The organism is Janthinobacterium tructae (assembly GCF_006517255.1).
GTDB classification, from domain to species: domain Bacteria; phylum Pseudomonadota; class Gammaproteobacteria; order Burkholderiales; family Burkholderiaceae_D; genus Janthinobacterium; species Janthinobacterium tructae.
On the sequence record NZ_CP041185.1, the window covers coordinates 5,992,895 to 6,016,223 of the forward strand.

At 62.3% G+C, this 23,329-nt stretch carries 22 protein-coding genes; 11 read left to right on the top strand and 11 right to left on the bottom strand.

The window, feature by feature from the left end:
• Positions 1-60 precede the first annotated feature (60 nt).
• The 5 genes from FJQ89_RS26520 to FJQ89_RS26540 all read left to right on the top strand — a co-directional run bounded on the left by FJQ89_RS26520 (position 61) and on the right by FJQ89_RS26540 (position 3,069).
• Positions 61-597, top strand: coding sequence for a ferritin-like domain-containing protein (locus tag FJQ89_RS26520; protein WP_141172346.1), 537 nt, complete (start codon positions 61-63; stop codon positions 595-597).
• A 58-nt stretch (positions 598-655) separates the two neighbouring features.
• Positions 656-958, top strand: coding sequence for an ElaB/YgaM/YqjD family protein (locus FJQ89_RS26525; RefSeq protein WP_034786336.1), 303 nt, complete (start codon positions 656-658; stop codon positions 956-958).
• Between the two features lie 18 nt (positions 959-976).
• Positions 977-1,363 carry a phage holin family protein gene (locus tag FJQ89_RS26530; RefSeq protein ID WP_070224915.1) on the top strand — a complete coding sequence of 129 codons (387 nt, stop codon included), beginning with the start codon at positions 977-979 and terminating at the stop codon, positions 1,361-1,363.
• Positions 1,364-1,438: 75 nt separating this feature from the next.
• A complete protein-coding gene (locus FJQ89_RS26535; RefSeq protein WP_099760049.1) occupies positions 1,439-1,777 on the top strand; it encodes a hypothetical protein in 339 nt (112 codons plus the stop codon).
• Between the two features lie 137 nt (positions 1,778-1,914).
• Complete coding sequence (locus FJQ89_RS26540) at positions 1,915-3,069, top strand: patatin-like phospholipase family protein (RefSeq protein ID WP_141172347.1); 1,155 nt, start codon at positions 1,915-1,917, stop codon at positions 3,067-3,069.
• Between the two features lie 167 nt (positions 3,070-3,236).
• Here the strand turns inward: FJQ89_RS26540 and FJQ89_RS26545 are convergent, their stop codons facing one another.
• From FJQ89_RS26545 to FJQ89_RS26555, 3 genes are all read right to left on the bottom strand, one after another.
• On the bottom strand, positions 3,237-3,539 hold the full coding sequence (locus tag FJQ89_RS26545; RefSeq protein WP_141172348.1) for a hypothetical protein: 303 nt from the start codon (positions 3,537-3,539) through the stop codon (positions 3,237-3,239).
• Between the two features lie 44 nt (positions 3,540-3,583).
• Positions 3,584-3,736, bottom strand: a complete 153-nt coding sequence (locus FJQ89_RS26550; RefSeq protein ID WP_010396415.1) for a DUF3309 family protein — start codon at positions 3,734-3,736, stop codon at positions 3,584-3,586.
• Between the two features lie 67 nt (positions 3,737-3,803).
• The gene (locus FJQ89_RS26555; protein WP_099760047.1) at positions 3,804-4,250 is read right to left on the bottom strand and encodes an outer membrane lipoprotein; all 447 of its coding nucleotides are present in this window, start codon (positions 4,248-4,250) and stop codon (positions 3,804-3,806) included.
• 268 nt (positions 4,251-4,518) lie between these two features.
• On the opposite strand from FJQ89_RS26555, the gene FJQ89_RS26560 reads away from it, so the two are divergent.
• From FJQ89_RS26560 to FJQ89_RS26570, 3 genes are all read left to right on the top strand, one after another.
• Positions 4,519-5,073, top strand: a complete 555-nt coding sequence (locus FJQ89_RS26560; protein WP_046682431.1) for a hypothetical protein — start codon at positions 4,519-4,521, stop codon at positions 5,071-5,073.
• An 82-nt stretch (positions 5,074-5,155) separates the two neighbouring features.
• A complete protein-coding gene (locus FJQ89_RS26565; RefSeq protein WP_096234579.1) occupies positions 5,156-5,467 on the top strand; it encodes a BON domain-containing protein in 312 nt (103 codons plus the stop codon).
• A 150-nt stretch (positions 5,468-5,617) separates the two neighbouring features.
• Positions 5,618-6,736: an AI-2E family transporter gene (locus FJQ89_RS26570; RefSeq protein ID WP_243136598.1), complete on the top strand. Its 1,119-nt coding sequence runs from the start codon at positions 5,618-5,620 to the stop codon at positions 6,734-6,736.
• Positions 6,737-6,791: 55 nt separating this feature from the next.
• Here the strand turns inward: FJQ89_RS26570 and FJQ89_RS26575 are convergent, their stop codons facing one another.
• Positions 6,792-7,739, bottom strand: coding sequence for a YihY/virulence factor BrkB family protein (locus tag FJQ89_RS26575; protein ID WP_141172349.1), 948 nt, complete (start codon positions 7,737-7,739; stop codon positions 6,792-6,794).
• Between the two features lie 70 nt (positions 7,740-7,809).
• Positions 7,810-8,838 (bottom strand): OmpA family protein, encoded by a 1,029-nt coding sequence (locus tag FJQ89_RS26580; RefSeq protein ID WP_141172350.1) that lies wholly within the window; start codon positions 8,836-8,838, stop codon positions 7,810-7,812.
• Positions 8,839-9,309: 471 nt separating this feature from the next.
• Between FJQ89_RS26580 and FJQ89_RS26585 the strand changes: the two genes are divergently transcribed.
• The gene (locus FJQ89_RS26585) at positions 9,310-15,054 is read left to right on the top strand and encodes an alpha-2-macroglobulin family protein (RefSeq protein ID WP_243136290.1); all 5,745 of its coding nucleotides are present in this window, start codon (positions 9,310-9,312) and stop codon (positions 15,052-15,054) included.
• A gap of 17 nt (positions 15,055-15,071) precedes the next feature.
• Positions 15,072-17,156, top strand: coding sequence for a penicillin-binding protein 1C (gene pbpC, locus FJQ89_RS26590; protein WP_141173008.1), 2,085 nt, complete (start codon positions 15,072-15,074; stop codon positions 17,154-17,156).
• On the opposite strand, the gene FJQ89_RS26595 is transcribed toward pbpC, so the two are convergent.
• Positions 17,153-17,401 carry a hypothetical protein gene (locus tag FJQ89_RS26595; RefSeq protein WP_141172352.1) on the bottom strand — a complete coding sequence of 83 codons (249 nt, stop codon included), beginning with the start codon at positions 17,399-17,401 and terminating at the stop codon, positions 17,153-17,155. The genes pbpC and FJQ89_RS26595 overlap by 4 nt on opposite strands.
• A gap of 53 nt (positions 17,402-17,454) precedes the next feature.
• Entirely contained in the window at positions 17,455-18,135 is a 681-nt protein-coding gene (locus FJQ89_RS26600; protein ID WP_141172353.1) for a hypothetical protein, read from the bottom strand.
• A gap of 161 nt (positions 18,136-18,296) precedes the next feature.
• Between FJQ89_RS26600 and FJQ89_RS26605 the strand changes: the two genes are divergently transcribed.
• Positions 18,297-18,815: a hypothetical protein gene (locus tag FJQ89_RS26605; RefSeq protein ID WP_141172354.1), complete on the top strand. Its 519-nt coding sequence runs from the start codon at positions 18,297-18,299 to the stop codon at positions 18,813-18,815.
• 1 nt (position 18,816) lies between these two features.
• Here the strand turns inward: FJQ89_RS26605 and FJQ89_RS26610 are convergent, their stop codons facing one another.
• The 4 genes from FJQ89_RS26610 to FJQ89_RS26625 form a co-directional block, all read right to left on the bottom strand.
• On the bottom strand, positions 18,817-19,152 hold the full coding sequence (locus FJQ89_RS26610; protein WP_141172355.1) for a hypothetical protein: 336 nt from the start codon (positions 19,150-19,152) through the stop codon (positions 18,817-18,819).
• Between the two features lie 105 nt (positions 19,153-19,257).
• Complete coding sequence (locus tag FJQ89_RS26615) at positions 19,258-20,604, bottom strand: sigma-54-dependent transcriptional regulator (protein ID WP_096234587.1); 1,347 nt, start codon at positions 20,602-20,604, stop codon at positions 19,258-19,260.
• Complete coding sequence (locus FJQ89_RS26620; RefSeq protein ID WP_141172356.1) at positions 20,604-22,502, bottom strand: sensor histidine kinase; 1,899 nt, start codon at positions 22,500-22,502, stop codon at positions 20,604-20,606. The genes FJQ89_RS26615 and FJQ89_RS26620 overlap by 1 nt, the downstream gene beginning before the upstream one ends.
• A 30-nt stretch (positions 22,503-22,532) precedes the next feature.
• Positions 22,533-23,324, bottom strand: coding sequence for an ABC transporter ATP-binding protein (locus tag FJQ89_RS26625; RefSeq protein ID WP_141172357.1), 792 nt, complete (start codon positions 23,322-23,324; stop codon positions 22,533-22,535).
• Between the last annotated feature and the right edge of the window lie 5 nt (positions 23,325-23,329).

A 23,329-nucleotide genomic window follows, 5' to 3' on the forward strand; every position in this document is an offset into this window, starting at 1 on the left:
AGGCAGCACCGGCCGCAGGTCGGCCGGTGGATACCCATGCAAGACTTGAAAGGAAACATCATGACCCAAACATCTGTGGAAATTCCAGCTGGCATCGATACGGCCGCCATCCGCGCGGCCGCCAAAAACCTGGGCGACGGCGCTGTGACGGCCGGCTACCAGGGCGACCGCCAGGAGTTGATCGCCCTGCTGAATGGGGCGCTGGCCACCGAACTGGTGTGTATTGCACGCTATAAACGCCATTACTACACCGTGAGCGGGCGCGACAACGGCAGCATCAAGGCCGAGTTCCTGGAGCACGCGCAGCAGGAGCAGGAACACGCCGACTGGCTGGCCGAACGCATCGTGCAATTGAATGGCAAGCCAGATTTTAATCCTGCAACATTGCTTGCACGTAGCCATGCCGAGTATGATGAGTCCGAAGACGTGCAAAGCATGGTGCGTGCCAATCTGATCGCGGAACGGGTGGCAATCGAGTCGTATCGCCAGATGATCGTGAAAATTGGCGACAAAGATCCGACCACACGCCATTTGTTGATCAAAATCATGGCTGTCGAAGAAGAGCACGCCGATGATATGCGCGATCTAATGGAATAGTGTTTTTGAGTAAAGTAGGTATAGTAACTACATTCATCCACAGCTAAGGAGCTAAACCATGTTGGAAAACAATATCACCACCGTCAATAACGATGTCAAAACCCTGGTCAAGGATGCGCAAGCCCTGTTCAGCGCCGCTGCCGCCCTGACCGGCGAAAAAGCCGATGAAGTGCGCGTCAAGGGCATGAAAACCCTGGACGCCGCCCTGGCCAAGGCGCACGAAGCGCAAGCATCGGCCATCGTTGCCACCAAGCAGCTCGCCTCCCAGGCGGACGGTTATGTCAAGGAAAACCCATGGCGCACGGTGGCCGTCGCCGCTGGCGTCGGCGTGCTGGTCGGCTTCATCCTGGGCCGCAAGTAATCCACTGTCAGGAGCGATATGGACAAGTCTGCTTCGTCTCACCAGGGGCCGGGATTGATCGGCTCGGTCGCCGGCCTGGCCAAGAACGCCGTCGGACTGATGTTGTCGCGGCTGGAGCTGGCCACCATCGAACTGTCGGAAGTGCGCAATCACATGCTGCAGCTGGTGGTCATTTTCGCGCTGGCGACGGTGGCGGGCTTGTTTGCCATCGCTTACGGCAGCGTGCTGATCGTTTTCCTGGCCTGGGATAGCCTGGGCTGGAAGATCCTGGCGATCATGACGGTCGTGTTCGTACTGCTGGCCATCGCCCTGGTCATGTATGCGCGCGCCATGCTGCGTCAAGGAAAGTTGTCCATGCCCGCCACCATGGCGGAATTGAAGGCCGACCGCGACATGCTGATGTAAGCTGCTGGCGGGAACCACCCGGACTTGTGCCGGAACGGGGCCCGCCATGTCCAGCCTGCCTTACGAGGAGAATTCATGTCGGAAAACGACAAACTGGCGGCGCAAGCCGCCCGCAAGCGCCTGCTGATCGCCCAGGGCGAAATGTACCGTGTCGGCATCGTGCATGCGCGCGCCAACGTCGGTTATGCATTGCGTCCCGAATCGCTGTTGCAGGGCGTGGTCGAGACGGCGGTCGGCTTTGCCGGCCACCGCGTCGAGTCCTTGCTGGCGCCGGGCGGCATGCGTTTGCAAGGCGCCATGCCCTACGTGCTGACGGCGCTATCGTTCATCGGACGCAAGAAGCTGGTCAAGCCGGCCCTGGTCCTCCTGGCCGTGGCCGCCGTTGCCGCCAGCTGGCTGCGCCGCAAGCGCTGAACGCCAGCCATGTTGCACAGGAACGCCGTCATTGACGGCGTTTTTTTTTGCCTGCACCCAAGGTCCGACACGCACTGACGCAATCCCTTACAATGATTTACGCCGCATTCCGCGCGGTGGACAGAGGGGCCATCTTGATGACGAATTCGAAGACACCGATCAATCAGTTAAATCCCTCGCGCCTGCGCATCGTGCTGGTACTGCAGGGTGGCGGTGCACTGGGCGCCTACCAGGCCGGCGTCTACCATGCGCTGCACGAACATGGCCTGGTGCCCGACTGGGTAGTGGGTACTTCGATCGGCGCCATCAATGCCGCCATTTTGGCCGGCAACAAGCACGAGGACCGGCTGGTGCGGCTGAAACAGTTCTGGCAGCGCGTGGCGCACCGCGACAGCATCGACATGAATCTGGTATCGGACCAGCAGCGCCGCTCGAACATCTGGCTGGCCACGCTCGATACGGTACTGCGCGGCGTGCCCGGCTTCTTCAAGCCGCGTTCGTTCAGCTTGTTCCCGGCAGGAATCGCCGTCAAGCCGGAAGACGCCAGCTATTACGACACGAGCGAGCTGGCCAGCACCCTCGGAGAACTGGTCGATTTCGATTACCTGAACCAGCCGGGCAGCATGCGCCTGACGGTCAACGCGCTGCGCGTCAAATGCGGCAGCCTCACCAGTTTCGACAGCCAGCAGCAACCCTTGACAGCGGACCATATCCGCGCCAGTGGCGCCTTGCCGCCGGGCTTTGCCGGTGTGCGCGTCGATGGCGACCTGTACTGGGACGGAGGTCTGTACTCAAACACGCCGCTGGAAACCGTGCTCGACGACACGCCCCACGTCGACACGCTGGTCTTCATGGTGGATTTATGGAGTTCGGAAGGCCCGGAACCGACCACCCTGGACGAAGTGCAGACGCGGCAAAAGGATGTCACCTTTGCGTCGCGCTCGAAGCGGCATATCGCCGATTATGTCAATACGCACACCTTGCAGCGCAAATTGCGCGAACTCTACGCCGGTCTGCCCGATACAAAGCACAACCGCCAGCAGACGGAAGAGCTGGTAGCGCTGGGCTGCGACAGCACCATGCACATCGTGCGCCTGCCGTACGCGGGGCGCGACTGGCACATGGCGGCCAAGGACATCAATTTCTCCAGGGGCTCCATCGAGTGGCGCTGGGAGCAGGGCTACCAGGACGCCTTGCGCGCCATCAAGGCGGCCGGTTGGCTGGCTTTTGTTACGCAAGACACGCCGCTGGTGGTGCACGAGCTACCACCCTACGAGCGCGACGCCGCTTAGTGACGCCTGTCAAAACCTGCTGCGCGTCGGTATAGGCGGCCTGCGATGCTCACCGGCTCGGCGCCCCCGTACAGAGTACGGTTGCGCTTCTTAGCCAGCTCTCCCTTCCGCTCGCGACGGTTTTGTCAGGCGTTGCAGTTTGTCTGGCGTCGCAACAGCACGGCGCATCACTGCGGATGGGCTGCCTCGCGCAGTTTTTCCGCATGTGCCATGTCTTGCCGGTAAGTGTCTTGTGCATCTTTCAGGCAGCTGGCGCGCGTGGCGGAGGGTTCCGAACGACACGCTTTTTTGGCCTCGCCCAGGGCGGCGGCGATTTCCTTGCGCAGGGTGCGCAGCTGGGCTTGCGCCGTGCTGTCTTCCTGGTACCAGCGTTGCGGGTCGCCCGGCTGCGGCGTGGCCGTCTGGGCCAAGGCCAGTGGCGCCAGGCTGCAGGCGAACACGGTGGCCAAGAGTGTGTTGTGGATAGTCATGATATTTCCTCCTTAAAATAAAAAAGGCGCCGCAGCGCCTTTTTTTACAACCTGCCCGTCAGTAATAGCAGGATCAGTATCACGACGACCAGGCCAGCGATGCCGCTGGGGCCGTAACCCCAGTTGCGGCTATGCGGCCAGGTAGGCAGGACGCCGACCAGGGCGAGGATCAAGATGATCAGAATGATGGTGCCCATGGCAACTCCTTGTTATCGTACGACTTATGCGGGATGGCGGACGCTTGCTGGCAAGCTACGCCGAAAATTAATAGCGGTAGACGCGGCCGTCAACGACGCGCACGCGGTTGCCCGGACGCAAGTCATTCGCGTTGTCCTGCACTACGGTGCGGTATTCGCCGTTGTCGAGGCGCACGCTGATCTGGTAAGCCTGCGCTTGCTGCCTGCGGCCTTCCACCTGGTTGCCGACTACGCCGCCGGCGACGGCACCCGCCACAGTGGCGGCCGTGCGTCCGCCGCCCGAGCCGATGGTATTGCCCAGCAGGGCGCCGGCGATGCCGCCGACCACGGCGCCGGCGCCGCTGGTTTGACCGCCACCCTGCACGATCTGGATGGAGTCGACGGTGCCGTACATGGCGGACTCAGGCTGGTTGGCCGGGTAATATTGTTGTGACTGGGTAGGGCCGGTGGCGCAACCGCTGAGTACGGCGGTGGCGGCGAGCATCAGTGCAGCCAAGGTGGCGTTGGTTTTCATTTTATTCTCCTGACGAGGTGAGGGTGTAGTGCCATCTTAGTCACGCCCCTGTCCTTGGTCTGTACGCTGCCGCACGCACTTATTTGCGGTCGAACTGGCATTGTGGGCTCGAGCGATCCAGCAAAACGTTGTTATTTCTCCCTGTCTGCCTTCTGCTTTCAAAATAAATTACTTGTGTACGGCAGCGTACAGAAGAGCGGCGACTATCCACGTAAAACGGTAGTCATGCCAAGCAGACATGCTTGGTGCCACCAGGGAGAAATACAATATGAACAAGAATAAGCTCTTCACCGCCATCGTCGTCAGCCTGGCATGCGCCGCCTGGGGCGGCCAGGCCGTGGCCGCCACGCCGGAAGCGAAAGCAGCCTACAAGGCAGCCAATGAACAGGCGGGCCTGAATTACAAGCTGGCGCATGCCGAGTGCGAAAAAATCACGGGCAACCCGAAGGATGTTTGCATCGCCGAAGCGAAGGCCGTGCGCACCTACGATGAAGCGGTGGCTCAGGCGCAATATACGAATACCCTGCGTGCCTACACCAAGGCGCGTATCAAGATTGCCGATGCCAACTACGACGTCGACCTGGCGCGCTGCAATGCGCTGACGGGCAACGACAAGGATGTCTGCGTCAAGCTGGCCAAGTCCACCAAGGTGGCGGCCCTGGCTGACGCCAAGGCAGACAAGAAAGTCATCGAAGCGCGCAGCGATGCGCGCGAAGCAAAGAGAAAAGCCGAGTACAAGGTCGCGACAGAAAAATGCGATGCATTGGCCGGCGCAGCCAAGGATGACTGTATCAAGGCTGCAAAAACCCAGTTTGGTTACTGAGCGCCATCCAGCGCGCAGTCACCACACTGGTATAAGAAGCTCATTGTGAGCACATTGATTGACCACTTCTAAGGAAAAAACCATGAAATTCACTAAATCTATCGCTACTGGCCTGTTCATCGCTTCCCTGTTCGCCGTTGCAGGTTGCGCTTCGACCCCAACCAAAGAAGGCACGGGCGAGTACATCGACGACGCGGCCATCACCACCAAAGTGAAAGCCAGCATCTTCAATGAGCCTACCCTGAAATCGACGGAAATCAACGTTGAAACCTTCAAGGGCGTGGTTCAGCTGAGCGGCTTCGTTGCCCAGCCAGCCGATGCCGCCAAAGCGGGCGAAATTACCCGTGGCGTCAAGGGTGTGAAGTCGGTGAAAAACGACATCCGCGTCAAGTAATAGCCTGACCTGCCGCAGCGGCCAGCCCCAGGGCTGGTCCTGTGGCCCTCCACCGACCGTCGCGGGAATCGCATGCATATCCAGCCTACAGATACCCCGCCCGAGCCGGTGGCGGCTGTCTCCACCGAGCCTGCCGGGCCACCTCCCGGCATGCCAGGGGAGCACCTGGACGCATCCTTGCGTCTGCCGCTGCATGTCAATGCGCGCGGCCTGGCCCTGGGCATCATCGCCACCGTCAGCTTCATCTATGCGTTGCAATGGGCGCAGAAATTCCTCATTCCCGTCCTTTTCGGCATTTTTATTGCCTATACCCTCAATCCCGTCGTCGCCTGGCTGGAAAAGCTGCGCTTGCCGCGCGCCATCGGCGCTACCGCCGTGACGGCCCTGATCCTGTTCGGCTCTGTCGTCGTGATCGAGCGCGTGCAGGGCGAATTTGAATCCATCGTGGAAGAGTTGCCGGCCGCCACACAGAAACTGTCGCGGCTGATCGCCGAGAATACGGGTGGCAAGAACAGCACCTTCCAGAAGATGCAGGCCGTGGCCAATGCCATCGAGCAAGTGGCCGCTGGCGCCGAGGCCCGCCGCAACAACCGCCGCGCCGCCGCCGCCGAGGCGCCCAACTTCAAGATCATGGACTGGGTCTGGGCCGGTTCGCTGGGCCTGGTGGGCTTTCTCAGCCAGGCGACCATGGTCATCTTCCTCGTGTTTTTCCTGCTGCTGTCGGGCGACACCTTCAAGCGCAAGCTTGTCAAGCTGACGGGACCGTCGCTGAGCCGCAAGAAGGTCACCGTGCACATCCTGGAAGACATCAATACCTCGATCCAGAACTATATGTTCATGCTGCTCGTCACGAATGTCTTGCTGGCCGTCCTGATGTGGATCGCCCTGCGCGTGATTGGCCTGGAAAACGCGGGCGCCTGGGCCATCGTGGCCGGCTTGCTGCACATCATGCCGTATTTCGGTCCCTTGCTCATCACCATCGCCACTGGGCTGGTGGCTTTCTTACAGTTCGAATCGCTGGAAATGGTCTTGCTGGTGACGGGCACGTCGATGGCCATCGCCACCCTGGTGGGTACCTTTGTCACCACCTGGATGACGGGCCGCATTGCCCGCATGAATCCCACGGCCGTCTTCATCAGCCTGCTGTTCTGGGGCTGGCTGTGGGGCGTCTGGGGCTTGTTGCTGGGCGTGCCCATCATCGTCATCGTGAAGGTGGTGGCCGAACGTGTGCAAGGCATGGAAGCGGTGGCCGAGCTGCTGGGTGAGTAGTTTTCTAGAATGCAAACGGCGCCCGCGGGCGCCGTTTTTATATGCGTCAGCCTGCTCAGGACTGGTGGCGTTTCAATATCTTGACTTGCACATCGCCATCGTCCGTCTTCGGCATATCCTTCATGCTGCCCAGTTGCAGGGCGAACTGGCGCGTGAATTCGGCGCCCAGGAAGAAGATTTGCGCCGAGTAATACACCCACAGCAGCAGGGCCACCAGCGAACCGGCCGCGCCATAGCTGCTGGCCACGCCGCTATTGCCGATATACACGCCAATCGCATATTTTCCCAGTGAAAACATGAAGGCCGTGCCGATGGCGCCGATCAGCACGTCGCGCCAGGACAGGCGCACGCGCGGCAGCATTTTATAGATGACGGCAAACAGGCTGGCGATGACGGCAAAGCCGATCAGGTTCGACAAAATGGTAAACAGCACGGCCGTGTCTTTCCACACGCCTTCCCAGAAGTTGGCCAGAATGGCCATGGCGGCGTTGACTACCAGCGACACCATCAGCAGGAAGGCCAGTACCAGCACCAGGCCGAAGGACAGCAAACGCGTGCGCAGCATGTCCCAGGCGCCCGCTTCCTTCAGCGGTGGTACTTGCCAGATTTCATCGAGACTGGCTTTCAGTTCGGCAAACACGCTGGTGGCGCCAAACAGCAGAAGGGCGCTGGCGATAAGGGTGGCGATGCGGCCCTGATCATGGTTCTTCGCGCCGGCCAGCACCAGCTGGATGGCTTCGGCGCCTTGCGTGCCCAGCAAGCCTTGTAGTTGCCCCATCAGTTCACCGCGCGCGGCGGCCGGACCATAGAAAAAGCCGGCGATGGCAATCACCAGCACGAGGATGGGGGCGATGGAAAACAGGGTGTAGTAGGCGAGGGCAGCGCCCTTGCTCGAGGCGCGGTGTTCCAGCCATTCGGTGACGGAGCAGACGATGACACTGCGCATTTGCTTGCTGAACGGCACCAGGCCGGCCAGTCGGGGATAACGGGTAGAAAAATTCATGCTGGCTTTCAATGCAAAAAAGGGGCGCGAGCCCCTTTTTTTTATTCACAAGTGGCGTACCACTGTTAGCTTACTGCACGCGGCGTTCGATGGTGATTTGTTCCACTTCAACGCGGCGGTTTGGTTCCAGGCACTTGATCAGGTCGGCACGCTTCTTGTTATCGCAGGTGACGACAGGATTGGTGGAACCCTTGCCTTCGGCTGTCAGGCGGTTGGCGGCGACACCGTGGGCGACCAGGTATTCCTTGACTGCATCAGCGCGCTGCTGCGACAGTTTCAGGTTGTACTTGGGCGAACCGATGCGGTCGGCATAACCGCTGATGACGACGTTGTTGACGTCCGGTGCAGCGTTCAGCACGCGGGCGATTTCGTCGAGCTTGGTCTGTGTCGGGCCCAGCTTGGCGCTGTCGAACGCGAACAGTTCCGTTGCCGCCATCGTCACTTTTTCAAAGCGTGGTGGCGGTGGTGGCGGAGGTGGCGGCACGACCACGACGACTTCTTCACGCACTGGCGGCGGTGGTGGCGGTGGTGGCGGCGGTGCAGGTGGTTTGTCGAACGCGAAGTTCAGGCCCACAGTGACGTAGTAGTTGTTCGACTTGCTGCTTGGGTCGAAGGTATTGCCGCGCAGGAAACCGTGCACATTGCGTACGTCAGCCTGGAGGGACAATTGATCGGTGATGCTGGACTGGAAGCCCAGGCCCACGCTGGCGTATGGCGAACTCTTCGTGCGTTCACCGAAGGCGAAGCTGGTGTCCTTGTCGCGCTGCATGCCGGCACCGACCAGCAGGAAGGGACGGAAGGCTTTACGCGAGAACATGTACAGGCCGTCTACACCCAGCGTATTTTGCTGGTAGCGCTGACCGCCATCCTTGGAGCGGGCGTACGTGGTGCCCAGCTGGATATCCCAGTCCGGGGAAACAGGCTTACCGAAACGCAAGCCTGCGCCATAGCCGGTTTTATCCGTGGAAAAATCGGAATCTGGCTTGAGTGCGTTGATGCTAGGTTGAATGTACCAGGAGGGATTGATTTCCTGGGCCTGCGCGCCGAGGGCGGAGCACAGTACTGCGGCGGCAACGGCGATTTTTTTTAGATTATTCACAAGTAACTCCCAACGTTGATAAGAGATTTTCTCTGCTGCATCAATGCGACAACTGCCAGACATGCTATTGCTAGAGATAGACAACCATTCCAGGTGCGCTATCTTGCGATAAATGCACTGCTGTTGGACTAGAGAATACGATGGCAGGTTCGCAACGTCCGTGCGTTAGCGCACAAAGCATTGTGGTATATCAATGGTGTTGCGGATTCACGACAACTACTTTGCTGTTGAAAAAAACTAATTCGCCTCGGGAAAATTTTGCTATCACGGCCACTTCCGGGCGCCGCGACGCGAGGCAATCGTACGACTTGTTACTGGCATGCCACTGTATATTAGCAACAATGATGAGCTTGATAACTAATATTACATTGATGTTGTATTCCTGCCGCGTTCGCTTGCCTTGTGTTGCTTCCTCCAGGCAACTTTTGCGCGCCGCAGCCAGCTCCGCCACTTTTCATCAAGGAGTCTCCCGTGCCTGACCTGTCCCGTGTCGTTTCTTCCCCGCTATCTGGCAAACTGGGCCGGCTATGTCTGTCGCTGTCGCTGGGCCTGGCTATGCCGGCCTGGGCCGATAGCGGCGTGGCCCTGTTTTCACCGAGCGGCACGGTCAAGGCCGTGCGCCAGGTGCGGGCCCAGTTCGCCACTCCGATGGTGCCGTTCGGCGACATGGGCTTGCCCGCACCGTTCGCCATCGATTGCGGCAAGGCCGAGCCAGCCTTGGTGGCGGGCGCGGGACGCTGGGCCGACGAGCGTAACTGGAATTATGATTTCGAGCGCGACTTGCCGGCCGGCGTGGCCTGCAGTTTTAGCCTGAAGCCGGGGCTGAAGGATCTGGCAGGCAAGCCTTTGCAGGGGACGGCGTCGTACCGCTTTTCCACGGGCGGCCCGGCCATCGTCGAGGCCGTGCCGTATGACGGCCAGCCGTATATCGATGAAAACCAGATCTTCGTGCTGGGCCTCGATGCCGCGCCGAACGAGGCCAGCGTGGCCGCGAACGCGTATTGCCGCGCCGATGGCATCAATGAAAAGATTCCCGTACGTCTGTTCAAAGGCAAGGAACTGGAGCAGGTATTGACCCTGCGCAAGAGCTTCCTCGACCGCTACCTGACTGTCTACTTCAAGAAGCGGGGCACGGTCTGGAAAGTGGGCATGCCCGTCGCCAGCAAGGGCGCGCCGCCGCTGCCCGTCACCGTGCTGCAATGCAAGCGCAGCTTCCCCGCCAACGCCAAGGTGTCGCTCGTGTGGGGCGAGGGCATCGCCAGCGCCAGCGGCATTGCCACCGACAAGGCGCAAACCCTGCAGTACAAGACGCGCCCCGATTTCACGGCCAAATTCAGCTGCGAGCGCAGCAATCCGAAGGAACAGTGCATCCCCTTCCTGCCCATGCGCGTGCAGTTTTCCGCGCCCGTGAGCGCGGCGCAGGTGCGCGCCATGACCCTGAAGGGCGGCGGCAAGACGTATGCGCCGACGATTTCAAAAGACGAAGAAAAGGCGGAATTCCTGTATGGCGCTACCTTCAATGGCCCCTTCCCCGTGCAAGCCAGTTTCGTGCTGAACCTGCCACCGAAGCTGACGGATGACGCGGGCCGTGCCTTGCTCAACCGCGCGCGCTTTCCCATGACGGTGCGCACGGGTGAACAGCCGCCGCTGCTGAAGTTCCCGGCCCCGTTCGGCATCATCGAAGCGAAGGGCGACGGCTTGCTGCCCGTGACGGTGCGCAATATCGAGCCTGTGCTGTCGGGCAAGGAAGTCGCGCAAGCCTCGGCTGCCGCCACGGGCGCCACCTTGCGCGTGCCCGACAATGACGACAAGTTCATCATCGAGTGGATGCAGCGCCTGGCCGGCAATGGCGACGGCGGCGAATACTGGCAGCCTTACGCCCAGTATGCGGGCAACATGAGCAGATCCGTGCTGGCCGATGCGTCCGGTACGCGTCCCATCAGCCTGCCCCGTCCCGATGGCAAAAAAACCTTTGAAGTGATCGGTATTCCTTTGCTGAAACCGGGCTTTTATGTGGTCGAGCTGGCCAGCCCCATCCTCGGCAAGGTGCTGCTGAGCAAACCGACCACGGCCTACATCCGCACGGCCGCGCTGGTGACGAATCTGGCGGCCCACTTCAAGCATGGCGCGCAATCGTCGCTGGTGTGGGTGACGACCCTGGACAAGGGCGCGCCAGTTGCGAAAGCGCAAGTGGCCGTGCGCGACTGCGGCGGCAAGCTGCTGTGGCAAGGCGCCACAGGCAGCGACGGCGTGGCGCAGATTCCCGGCGAGCTGGCCGCTTCCAGTTGCAAGAACAATGGCCGCTACTTTATCAGTGCGCGCAGCGGCGGCGACATGACGTTCACCCTGTCGGACTGGGTGGGCGGCATCGAAGCCTGGCGTTTCAATTTGCCCACGGACGACACGCGCGCCGACAACACCTTGCTGGCCACGGTATTCGACCGCACCCTGCTGCGCGCAGGCGAAACCGTGCACATGAAGCATTTCATCCGCAAGCACACGGCCGAGGGCATGAGCCTGGTCGACAAGAACAACGGCCCCGGCAGCGCCACCTCCATCGTCATCACGCACCAGGGCAGCGACCAGAACTATCAGCTGCCCCTGCGCTGGTCCGCCAGCGGCACGGCGGAAAACGACTGGGTCATTCCCGCCGACGCCAAGCAGGGCGAATATAGCGTCACCATGGCGGGCCGCCCGTCCGGCAGCTTCCGCGTGGAAGCGTTCCGCGTGCCGACCATGAAAGCCGTGCTGCAGGGCCCGAAAGCACCCGCCGTGCAGGTGAAACAGCTGGCCCTCGATGCGCAAATCACGTATCTGGCCGGCGGCGCCGCCACGAATGCGCCCGTCAAGCTGCGCACGGTGCTGCAAGACAAGAGCGTGACGTTTGCCGACTATCCCGACTATAGCTTCAGCAATGGCGACGTGAAGGAAGGCCTGGTGAAACAGGGCACGGGCTACGACGACGACGAGGGCGAATGGCAGGACGAAGGCCATGGCGGACGTGTCGGCGCCGGCGCAGCTGCCGCGCGCACGCAAAGCTTGACCCTCGACAAGGCTGGCGGCGCGCGCATCGTCATCGACCAGCTGCCGCAGCTGTCCACGCCGCGCGACCTGGTGGCGGAAATGGCGTTCCAGGATGCAAATGGCGAGACAGCCTCGGTGGCCACGCGCGTACCGCTGTGGCCATCGAACTATGTGATCGGCATCAAGCCCGACGCCTGGGCCTTGAGCAAGGATGCCTTCAAGTTCACGGTGGCCGTGCTCGGCACCAATGGCAAGCCCGTGGCGAATGCCCCGGTTGCCGTCGATTTCTTCCAGCGCAACAGCTATTCGCACCGCCGCCGCCTGATCGGCGGCTTCTATGCGTATGAAAACAGCAGCGAAGTCGTCAAGCTGGGTCAGGCGTGTTCGGGCAAGACGGACAACAAGGGCCTGTTGATTTGCGACGTGAAGGCGCCCGCCAGCGGCAATCTGATACTGCGCGCGCGCACGCAGGATGCAGCCGGCAACGCGGCCGTCGCCAACCGCGAAACCTGGGTGGCCGGCAGCGGCGACTGGTGGTTCAACGCCAGCGACAACGACCGTATCGACGTGCTGCCGGAAAAGAAACGCTATGAACCGGGCCAGGAAGCAAGCTTGCAGGTGCGCATGCCGTTCCGTTCGGGCACGGCCTTGATCACGGTCGAGCGCGAAGGCATCCTCGACACCTATGTGCGCCAGCTCAATGGCCGGGAACCGGTGGTCAATATCCCTGTCAAAGCGAATTACGCGCCGAATGTGTACGTGTCCGTGTTTGTCGTGCGGGGGCGTGTCGATGGCGTGCAGCCGACGGCTTTGGTGGACCTGGGCAAGCCGGCCTACAAGATGGGCATCGCACCGCTGAACGTGGGGTGGCAGGCGCATGAGCTGAACGTCATGGTGGTGTCCGACAAGGAAGTGTATAAAACGCGCGACAAGGCGGAGGTATCGGTGCGCGTGCGCCGCGCCGACGGCAAACCGCTGCCAGCGGGCGCCGAAGTGGCGCTGGCGGCCGTCGACACGGGCTTGCTGGAACTGATGCCCAACGATAGCTGGAAATTGCTCGACACCATGATGGCGCAGCGCAGCCTGCAGGTGGAAACGGCGACGGCGCAGATGCAGGTGATCGGCAAGCGCCACTTTGGCCGCAAAGCCTTCCCGGCCGGCGGGGGCGGCGGCAAGGGCGCCAGCCGCGAGCTGTTCGACACCCTGCTGTTCTGGAAGGGCACCGTCAAGCTCGACGCCAAGGGCGAAGCGACGGTGCAAGTACCGCTCAACGATTCCTTGACGGGATTCCGCATCGTTGCGATTGCCAGTGCGGGCAAGGAATTGTTCGGCACGGGCAGCACGGACATCCGCAGCTCGCAAGACTTGATCCTGATGTCGGGCTTGCCGACGCTCGTGCGCGAAGGCGACCAGTTGCGTGCGGGCTTTACCGTGCGCAACACGTCGGCAGCGTCCTTGAACGTGGACCTCAATGCCAGCGCGGGCGGCAAGGCCTTGCCGCGCCAGAGTTTGACGTTGGCGGCGGGCGAAGCGCGCGAAGTGGGCTGGGATTACCAGGTGCCGCTCGGTGTGCAGAATATCGTGTGGGAGATAGGCGCGAAGGCGGGTAGCCATACCGATAAACTCAAAATCACGCAAAAGGTGGGCCAGGCCACGCCCGTGCGCACGTATCAAGCCACCTTGCTGCAGATCGACAAGCCCGTCAATATGTCCGTGCAAATGCCGGCCGGCGCCTTGCCGGGCAGGGGCGGCGTCCAGACCAGCTTTGTCGCCAGGCTGGGCGGCGAGCTGCCCGGCGTGCGCGAGTACATGGCTGCGTATCCATACACTTGTTTCGAGCAAAACACGTCGAAAGCCATCGCCCTGCAAGACCAGGAGGCGTGGAACAAGCTGGCCGCCAGCTTGCCCGCCTATCTGGATAGCGACGGCCTGCTGAAATATTTTCCCATCATGGAGCAGGGCAGCGACAGCCTGACGGCCTACGTGCTGTCGGCCACCAGGGAAGCGGGCTATGCGATTCCCGAACAGACGAAGAACCGCATGGAAGCAGCCTTGACGGCCTTCGTGCAGGGCCGCATCGTGCGCCATTCCGCGCTGGCCACCACCGACCTGGCCGTGCGCAAGCTTGCCGCGCTGGAAGCGCTGTCGCGCTCCAATAAAGTGCCGCCCGATGCGCTGGAGAGCATCAGCATCAGCCCTAACCTGTGGCCGACCTCGGCCGTCATCGACTGGAGCTTGTTGCTGCAACGCACGCCAAGCCTGGCGCGCCGCGATGCGCTGCTGGCCGAGGCGCAGCAGATCCTGCGCAGCCGTTTGAACTTCCAGGGCACGACCATGGGCTTTTCCACCGAGCGCAAGGATAACTGGTGGTGGCTGATGGTGTCCGGCGACGTCAACGCCAACCGCTTGTTGCTGGCCGTGATGGACGACCCGGCGTGGAAGGATGACATCGGCCGCCTGGTGCGCGGCAGCATGGGACGCCAGAAGAAGGGCCGTTGGGATACCACGGTGGCCAACGCCTGGGGCACGCTGGCCATCAGTAAGTTCTCGGCCAAGTTCGAATCCACGCCAGTGACGGGTGCCAGCGCCGTCAAGCTGGGCGGCGATACGCAAGCGCTCGTGTGGAATGGCGCGGCGAAAGTGGGACCCGTGCTGCAAGCGTGGCCGAAGGGCATGGACACCCTGGGCCTGGCGCACAGCGGCACCGGCAAACCGTGGGCCACCGTGCAAAGCCTGGCGGCCATCCCGCTCAAGGCGCCCGTCTCCAGCGGCTACACGATCAAGAAAACCATTACGCCAGTGGAACAGAAAACCACTGGCCACTGGTCGCGCGGCGATGTCTACCGCGTGCGCCTGGATTTGTCGGCGCAGGCGGACATGAGCTGGGTGGTGGTCGACGATCCGATCCCCGCCAGCGCCACGGTGCTGGGCAACGGCCTGGGCCGCGATTCGCAGCTGCTGACGGCCGGTGAAAAATCCACGGGCTGGGTCTGGCCCACGTTCGAGGAGCGGGCCTTCGACGCTTTCCGCGCGTATTACGCGTTTGTGCCAAAAGGCACGTGGAGCGTGGAATACACGGTGCGCCTGAACAATGCCGGGGATTTCAGCCTGCCGGCCACGCGCATCGAAGCCATGTATTCGCCCGAAATGTTTGGCGAGTCGCCGAACGCGAATGTGAAGGTGGCGCAGTGAAAGGGTTTGCTTTACTGATGGGCTGCCTGCTGGCCGGCCCGGCCGTCGCCGAAGCGATATTGACGCCGGCCCAGGTGCAAGCGGCCTACCGCAGTTCGGAAGCGCAGTTGCTGGACCGCAGCGGCGCGCCGCTGCAATCGTTACGCGTGGACATGAAGGTGCGGCGCTTGCCGTGGGTGCCGCTGGCGGACATATCACCGGCCGTGCAGCAGGCCGTGCTGCTGGCGGAAGACCAGCGCTTCTTGCGCCATGGCGGCGTGGATGTGTCCGCGCTGGCCACGGCCGCCTGGGACAATCTGTTTTCGAAAAAGCCCCGGGGTGCCTCGACCATTACCATGCAGCTGGCGGGCCAGCTCGATGCGGACTTGCAGGCATCCTCGGGCGGACGCAGCCTGCGCCAGAAATGGGACCAGATGCGCGCCGCGCAAGCCATCGAGGATAGCTGGAGCAAGGCGCAGATTTTTGAAGCGTATTTGAACCTGGTGTCGTTCCGCGGCGAGCTGCAAGGCATCGCGTCCGCCTCGTACAGCCTGTTCGGCAAGGCGCCGTCGGGCCTGAACCAGACGGACGGCATCATCCTGGCCAGCCTGGTGCGGGCACCGAATGCGCCGCCTGCCACCGTCACGCGCCGCGCCTGCGCGCTGGCCAAAGAGTGGCGCATGGACAGCAGTTGCCAGCTGATCGGCCAGCGCGTGCAGACGGCCTTGCAGCGCACGGCCCTGTACGCCGACCTCGCGCCGGCGCCGCAAGTGGCGCAGCAGCTGCTCAAGCAATCGGGCGCCTCCGTGCGTAGCACCCTCGACGGTCCCCTGCAGCGTTTCGCGCAGGAAAATCTGCGCCAGCAACTGGCGTCCTTGCGCGAGCGCAATGTCAACGATGGCGCCATCATCGTGCTCGACAACCGCAGCGGAGAAGTCCTTGCCTATGTCGGCAACGCGGGCGGCAACCACGTCGATGGTGTGACGGCCCTGCGCCAGGCCGGTTCCACCTTAAAACCTTTCCTGTATGAACTGGCCATCGAGCGCCGGCTGATGACGGCCGCCTCCGTCATGGACGACTCGCCGCTCGACGTTGCCACGGCGTCGGGCATGTATGCGCCGCAAAACTACGACCGCAATTTCAAGGGTTACGTCAGCGCCCGCACCAGCCTGGCCAGCTCGCTCAACATTCCCGCCGTGCGCACGGTGCTGCTGACGGGGCAGGACGGCTTTTACAACCGTCTGAAGGACGTGGGCCTGTCCAGCCTGACGGAACCGGCCGAATATTACGGCCCTTCGCTGGCCCTCGGCTCATCGGAAGTGACCTTGCTGGAACTGGCCAACGCCTACCGCGCGCTGGCCAATGGCGGCCTGTACAGCACGGCGAGCCTGCAGCCGGGGCAGGCGGGCAAGGAAAGGCGCCGCGTGATGGAAGCGGGCGCCGCCTTCATCGTGGGCGACATCCTGGCCGACCGCGCCGCGCGCAGCATGACCTTTGGCTTGCGCAACGAACTGGGGACGAATTTCTGGAGCGCCGTCAAGACGGGCACCAGCAAGGACATGCGCGACAACTGGTGCATGGGCTACTCGGCGCGCTACACGGTGGGCGTGTGGGTGGGCAATTTCGATGGCAAGCCGATGTGGGACGTGTCGGGTGTGACGGGCGCCGCGCCCGTGTGGCGCGACGTGATGGATTATCTGCACAAGAACGTGCCCAGCCATGCGCCGAAGGCACCGCCCGGCGTGCTGCAGCAGATGGTGGCGTACCAGCCCGCGTTGGAAGCGCCGCGCCGCGAATGGTTTATCGCTGGTACGGAAAGCCCCGTCATCGCCGTATTGGGCGACACCGTGAAGCCACCCGCCATCGTGTATCCGGCCGAGGACAGCATCCTCGCCATCGATCCCGACATCCCGCCCGCCCTGCAGCGCGTGTTCTTCCAGGCGCAAGGCAGCCATGCCTTGCGCTGGGTGCTCGACGGCAAGGATATGGGCGCGGCTCTTGATAGCATCAGCTGGCGTCCCGTGCCGGGCAAGCACGCGCTGGCTCTCGTCGACGTCGCTGGCAAGACGGTGGCGCAGGTGGCGTTTCAAGTGCGGGGAAATGCGCTGGCGTCGCTGAACTAGGCGGGGCGATCCGTGCCCTTGGCCAGCTTGCTGTCCGCCAGTGCCGGTGCGCCCCACAACAGGCCCATCCAGATGCAGAACGACAGGCCGCGGTGCAGCGATGTGAAACACAGGCCGAAAATCAGGCCGCGCGCGAACGGGTTCGTGTTTGGCACGTTGGCACTGTCGAGCAGGAACAGGGTAGCGACGGCGGCGACCGTCATGACGGGCAGCATGAACCACCATTTGCGTTCGATCGGCGACATAGTTTCCTGATAAGACGTGTGTCACCGATTCTAGCGCAATATTGTCAAAGTATTTATGGTGCGCTGAGGATATTCGTCAGTGCAATGCGATACGCCGGCTGCACCTCGCCATCCTGGTCCAGCTTGTCCGTCATGATTACGCCGTAGCCTTGCGCGTACCACACGTATTCGCCGCTTTTGCCCTTGCTCTTGCCACCGACGTCGCGCAGTTCGAACTTGCAGGCGTCGGGGAAGCGGCGCCCGCCCAGTTCCAGGCGTTCCCAGCCGAGGAAAGTGATCGAGAAATCGCGCTTGTCCGTACGCGTGGAGGTGGTGATCTTGTCGGACAGGCCCGCCAGCGGGTAGTGGGTGCTCGTTTGCGTGTCCGTGAACTGCACGCGCACTTCCTGGCCGGGGCGCATGGCGGCGGGGATGGCGGACTGCGGCGCGTAGACGTTCTTGCTGCGCACGCTGCCGTCTTCGTTGTAATGGACCGTGCCCGTCAGGAATACCTGGCCGTCGCGGATGTCCTGGTAGGACGTGGCCAGCAGGACGCCGCCATCGAGGATTAGCTGCGTACCCTTGAGTTTCTTGCCCTCGAAGGTTTCCTCGACGTTGACTTGGGCGTCACCATTGTTCTTGCTGAACTTGATGCCCGTCGTCAGTTCCATGCACTCGCCCACCGTGGGCGCCGCCTGTGCACCGGCGGCGGCCAGTACGCCTGCCGCAAGCATCGTTTGCCATGCTGCTTTCATTGCCATCCTTGTTATTTTGAATGATGCGATGATAGCGTGCGGCTACTGTTCATGAGTGCACGATTGCCTTATGCTCGAGATGCGGGCGGCATCAGGACCACCTGCGACTGGCATCAGCGGGCCGCGCGTTTCGCGGCATGGATTGTTGCAGGAGTTAGCCCATGACATTACGCTTATCGATATTGCTGTCCCTGCTGTGCGGCGCGCTCGCGCTGCCAGCCGCGCAGGCGGAAGATGCGCCCTATGCCATGCGCGCCGCTTCGCCGCCTGTGCCAGGCGCGCTGGATCTGGGCTTCATGAATGAGGCGCCCAACCGGAAATTCAAGCGGCGCGTGGACTTGTCCGCCATCACCCGTGCCGACGACCTGGCGGTCGTCAAGGCGGCCATCAATCCTGTCGTGGTTTTTTTTCAGGTAACAGGGGCGGTACGCCAGCCTGCGCATGCGATACGGATGGTGACGACCCGCAACGGCGAACTGGCCTTGATCAAGCCGCCGCGTATCGATGACTACAATTATCTTCTTGCGCGCCGCTTATGGAACTGGACCGTGCATGACGCACAGACCATCAGCTTGACGGTCGAGTTCGTGGGACTCAGTCATACTCAACCCCGCTATTCCAACACCTATGTCTTTGTCGAACGCTATGGCACCTGGCTTTTCGACCGCCACGTGCTGTAGTTCAGCGCGGTGTCGCTGGCGGCGAGGTGGCCGCTGCGCTGGCGGCCGGGGTGTCCGGCGTGGCCACGGGCTTGCCACTATATGGCTTGTCCACGTCATCCGCCGTGGGCTTGCCACGCCGCGTGCGCTTGTCCGTGCGCGCCTTGGCCGGCTTGGCGTCGTGCACCAGCTTGCCTTTGTTGTCGAGTTTGTCTGACTGGTCCGATTTCTGTCCCGGATCATTCGGGTTATTGGTGTGGTTGCCCGTCTGGTTGACATTCGTCGTCGACTGGGCTTGGACCCAGGCGCCGCCGACGGTCATCAGGGTGGCGGCCAGCAAGAGAGCGGCGGTTTTCATGGCAGTGTCCTGTGCAAGTGTTGATGTGAGCTGGCATTCTCACACAGGAGGCCGACCGCACGGGTAGGACGGCGCCGCATGGCTGTGTCGGCTATTTGCTTATGATTATCGAAATTGCTCCGTCGAGATATCAAATCGCTTGAGCTTGTCGTACAGGGTTTTCTTCGGGATATTCAAAGCAGCCGCCGCCTCGATGACGTTGCCATTGTGGCGGCGCAAGGCTTCCTCGATGATGGAAATCTCGAACGTGTCGACTTGCTCGGCCAGCGACGCTTCGCGGCAGCCGGCCGGACTCAGGGTATCGTCGAGCAGGCCCAGCACGAAGCGGTCGGCCACATTGTGCAGCTCGCGCACGTTGCCGGCCCAGCGCTGCGCCATCAGCGAGGCGATCAGTTCGCCGCTGACGAGGGCGGCCGGCTGGCCGTAGCGCAAGGCCGCCTGCAGCACGAAAAATTCGAACAGCAGCGGGATATCCTCGCGCCGGTTGCGCAGGGCGGGCAGGGTCAGGCTGGCCACGTTCAGGCGGTAATACAGGTCGGGCCGGAACTTGCCCTGTTCCGCCAGCACGCTCAAGTCTTCCTTGGCGGCGGCGATGACGCGAAAATTGACGGAAATGAGCTTGTTCGAGCCGAGGCGCTCCACTTGCCGTTCCTGCAGCACGCGCAGCAGTTTCACTTGCAGGGCCAGCGGCATGCTTTCGATTTCATCGAGGAACAGGGTGCCGCCATTCGCGTATTCGATCTTGCCGATGCGCTGGCGCTGCGCACCGGTAAATGCGCCTTCCTCGTGGCCGAACAGTTCCGATTCAAAAATCGATTCGGGCAGGGCGCCGCAGTTGATCGCCACGAAAGGGTGGTCGCGCCGCTCGCTGAAGTCGTGCAGGCAGCGCGCGATCAGTTCTTTTCCCGTGCCCGTTTCGCCGAGGATGATGATGTCGGCCGACTTCGGCGCCAGGTTCAGCACCAGCTGGCGCACCTTGGCCATGGCCGCGCTGCGGCCCACGATGCGCGCCTCGATGCCGACCCGTTGTTCGAGCTGGCGGCGCAAGTTCATGTTTTCCAGCACCAGGTGGCGTTTATCGAGCGCGCGGCGGCACACTTCCACCAGCAGATCTGCGGAAAACGGCTTTTCGATGAAATCGTAGGCGCCACGGCGCATGGCGCCCACGGCCATCGACACGTCGCCGTGGCCCGTGACGAGGATGACGGGCAGGCTGGCATCCTGTGCCACGGCGATATCTAGCAGTTTCAAGCCATCCATGCCGGGCAGCTTGATATCGCTCAATAAAATGCCGGCAAATTCGGGCACCAGCCAGGGCAGCGCTTCCTCGGCCGTGGCGACGGCCGTCACTTGCAGCCCTGCCAGTTCCAGCGATTGCCGGGCGCCCTTGCGCACGACGGCATCGTCTTCCACCAGCAGCACTTGCATGCCTTCAAAATTATTCTCATGCATCAGATGGTTCCTTCGTCTCTCTCCCCCGGGTCGCAGCTCAGGGTGATGGTAAATTGTGCGCCGCCCCCTTCCTGCGCGCTGCGGTTGCGTACGGCCAGTGCGCTGCCGGCCGCGCGCAGTATGCCTGCACTGATCGACAATCCCAAGCCCAGCCCGTGTTCCTTGGTGGTATAGAAGGGGTCGAAGATCTTGTCGAGCGAGGCCAGCGGGATGCCGGGGCCATTATCGGTGATATGCAGCACAGCAAGGCTACCTTCGCGGCGCACCTGGAACCATATCTGCACGGGCTCGCTTTCCGGCACGGCATCCATGGCGTTGGTGATCAGGTTGGTAAACACCTGTTCCAGGCCGATGGCGTTGCACAGCACGATGATGTCGTCCTCCTGCCAGCTTTCATGCAGGGTCAGGCGTTGCGAATGCTTGCGCGTGCGGATTTGCAGCATGGTTTGCGCAAACGCCTGGCGCACGCTGACGGGTTTGCGCGCATCGTCGCTGCGCCGCGCAAAGCCTTTCAGTTGCGAGGTGACATAGCCGAGACGCTTGACGAGGTCGGAAATGGTCGACAGGTTGTCGAGCGCGTCATCGATCTGGCCGCGTGCCAAAAAGACCTTGGCATTGTCGGAAAACGTTTGCAGGGCGGCCAGCGGCTGATTCAGCTCGTGCGTGACGCCGGCCGCCATCTGGCCGATGGCCGCCAGCTTGCCGCTTTGCACCAGTTCCGCCTGGGCATAGCGCAAGGTTTGCTCGGCCCGCTCGCGCTCGGCCACTTCCGCCTGCAGCCGGCCATTCGCGTGCACCAGGTCGGCCGTGCGCTGCTCGACCTTGATTTCCAGCTGTTCATAGGCGCGCGCCAGGGTTTGTTGCGCATTGAGTTTGTCGGCGATGCGGCGCCGGCGCTGGCGCGCATACATCAGCGCCAGCAGCAGCAAGGCCCAGCCCAGCGCGGCGGCCATGGCCGCGTTGCGCGCCGCCTCGTTGACCTGGTCGAGTTCGGCCAGCACGGTGATTTGCCATTGCAGCGGACCAAGAGCGCGGTTCACGGCCAGATAGTCCGCCTTGTCGGCGCTGCCGGACAGGGCCGGCGTGTCGCCCGACTGCTGGCGCTCCAGGGTCATCACGCTGGCGCCGTCGGCGAACTGGCGCAGCACCTTGTGCGGCAGGATGGGCAGGTTTTCCTGCAGGAACTGGCGCTGCGCGCTGATATCGTTCTTCGCGGCCGGCGACAGCGGGGCCAGGGTCTTGAACTTGAAGGCGGGTGTGGTGGCCAGGATGATCACGCCATTCGCATCCTTGACCCAGATCTGTTCGCCCGCACCGGGCGTGCGCCACGATTGCTCGATCCAGTCCAGGTTGACCTTGGCGGCGACGATGCCGATGATGCGTCCGTCGCGCTGCACGGGCTGGGAAATGAAATAGCCGGCCTCGAAGGTGGAGAAGCCGATGCCGTAGAAGCGGCCGATGCCGCCCGCAATCGCGTTCTTGAAATAGGGGCGGAAGCCGTAGTTGACGCCCACGTAGGAGCTGCGGGCTTGCCAGTTGCTCGATGCCAGGGTCGTGCCCTTGTCGTCGAGCACGTAAACGGCAAAGGCACCTGCGCGGCGGTTCATGTCGACCAGGTAGGCGTTGATCTGCGTGACTCTGTCGGCGCTGGGCTGCTCCAGCAGTTGCGCCACGGCATCGCTCTGGGCCACGGCCAGGGGCAGGAATTCGTATTTGTTCAGGGCGCCGCCGATGGACGCCGCATACAGTTCCGCGCGCGAATCCAAGGTGCGGTGCAATTCATCGAGCTGGCGCTGCTTGACCCAGGCATACGACGCCCACGTCAGCAGGACCAGCGACCCCACGGCCAGCAGGGGGGCGAATAGCCTTGGGGTCTGACCCGCCGGGTCAGACCCCAAATAAGTTTGCAGTCGCTTAATCAAGCTCCCTCAATCGGCGGTACTTGCCATCGTTTCGGCGTTGTGATGACGCTGCTGCTCTTCCATCACCATCTCGCCCAGCATGCGCTTGAGGTGGTTGAACTCGGGGGCGCTCGGGTCGCGTGGGCGGGGCAGGTCGATGGCCACGTCGCGCTTGATGGTGCCGGGACGGTAGGTCATGACGATGGTGCGGTCGGCCAGGTAGACCGATTCCTCGATCGAGTGCGTGACGAAGACGATGGTGGTGCCGAAGACTTTCCAGATTTTCAGCAATTCATCTTGCAGGTTGCGCCGCGTCAAGGCATCCAGCGCGCCGAACGGTTCATCCATCAGCATGATGGGCGAATCGAGGGCCAGCACGCGGGCGATGGCCACGCGCTGGCGCATGCCGCCGGACAAGTCTTTCGGGTAGCGGGCACGGAATTCCGTCAAGCCCAGCATGCTCAGCAGCATGTCGACTCGTTCCTTGATCTCGGCTGGCGTCTTGCCGGCGATTTCCAGGCCGAAAGCGATATTGCTCTCGATGGTCATCCACGGGAACAGCGCGTATTCCTGGAATACCATGCCGCGGTCGGGGCCGGGCTCGGTGATCAGCTTGCCGCCGGCCAGGATCTGGCCGGAAGTCGGCTGCGAGAAGCCGGCGATGGCGTTCAGGAGGGTCGACTTGCCGCAGCCGGACGGCCCCAGCAGGCAGATGAACTCGCCGCTGGCGATTTCCAGGTTGATGTCTTTCAAGGCGATGACGTCGGCGCCGCCCGTGGTGAAGATTTTATTGACTGCATTGATATTGATCGTGGTCATGACCG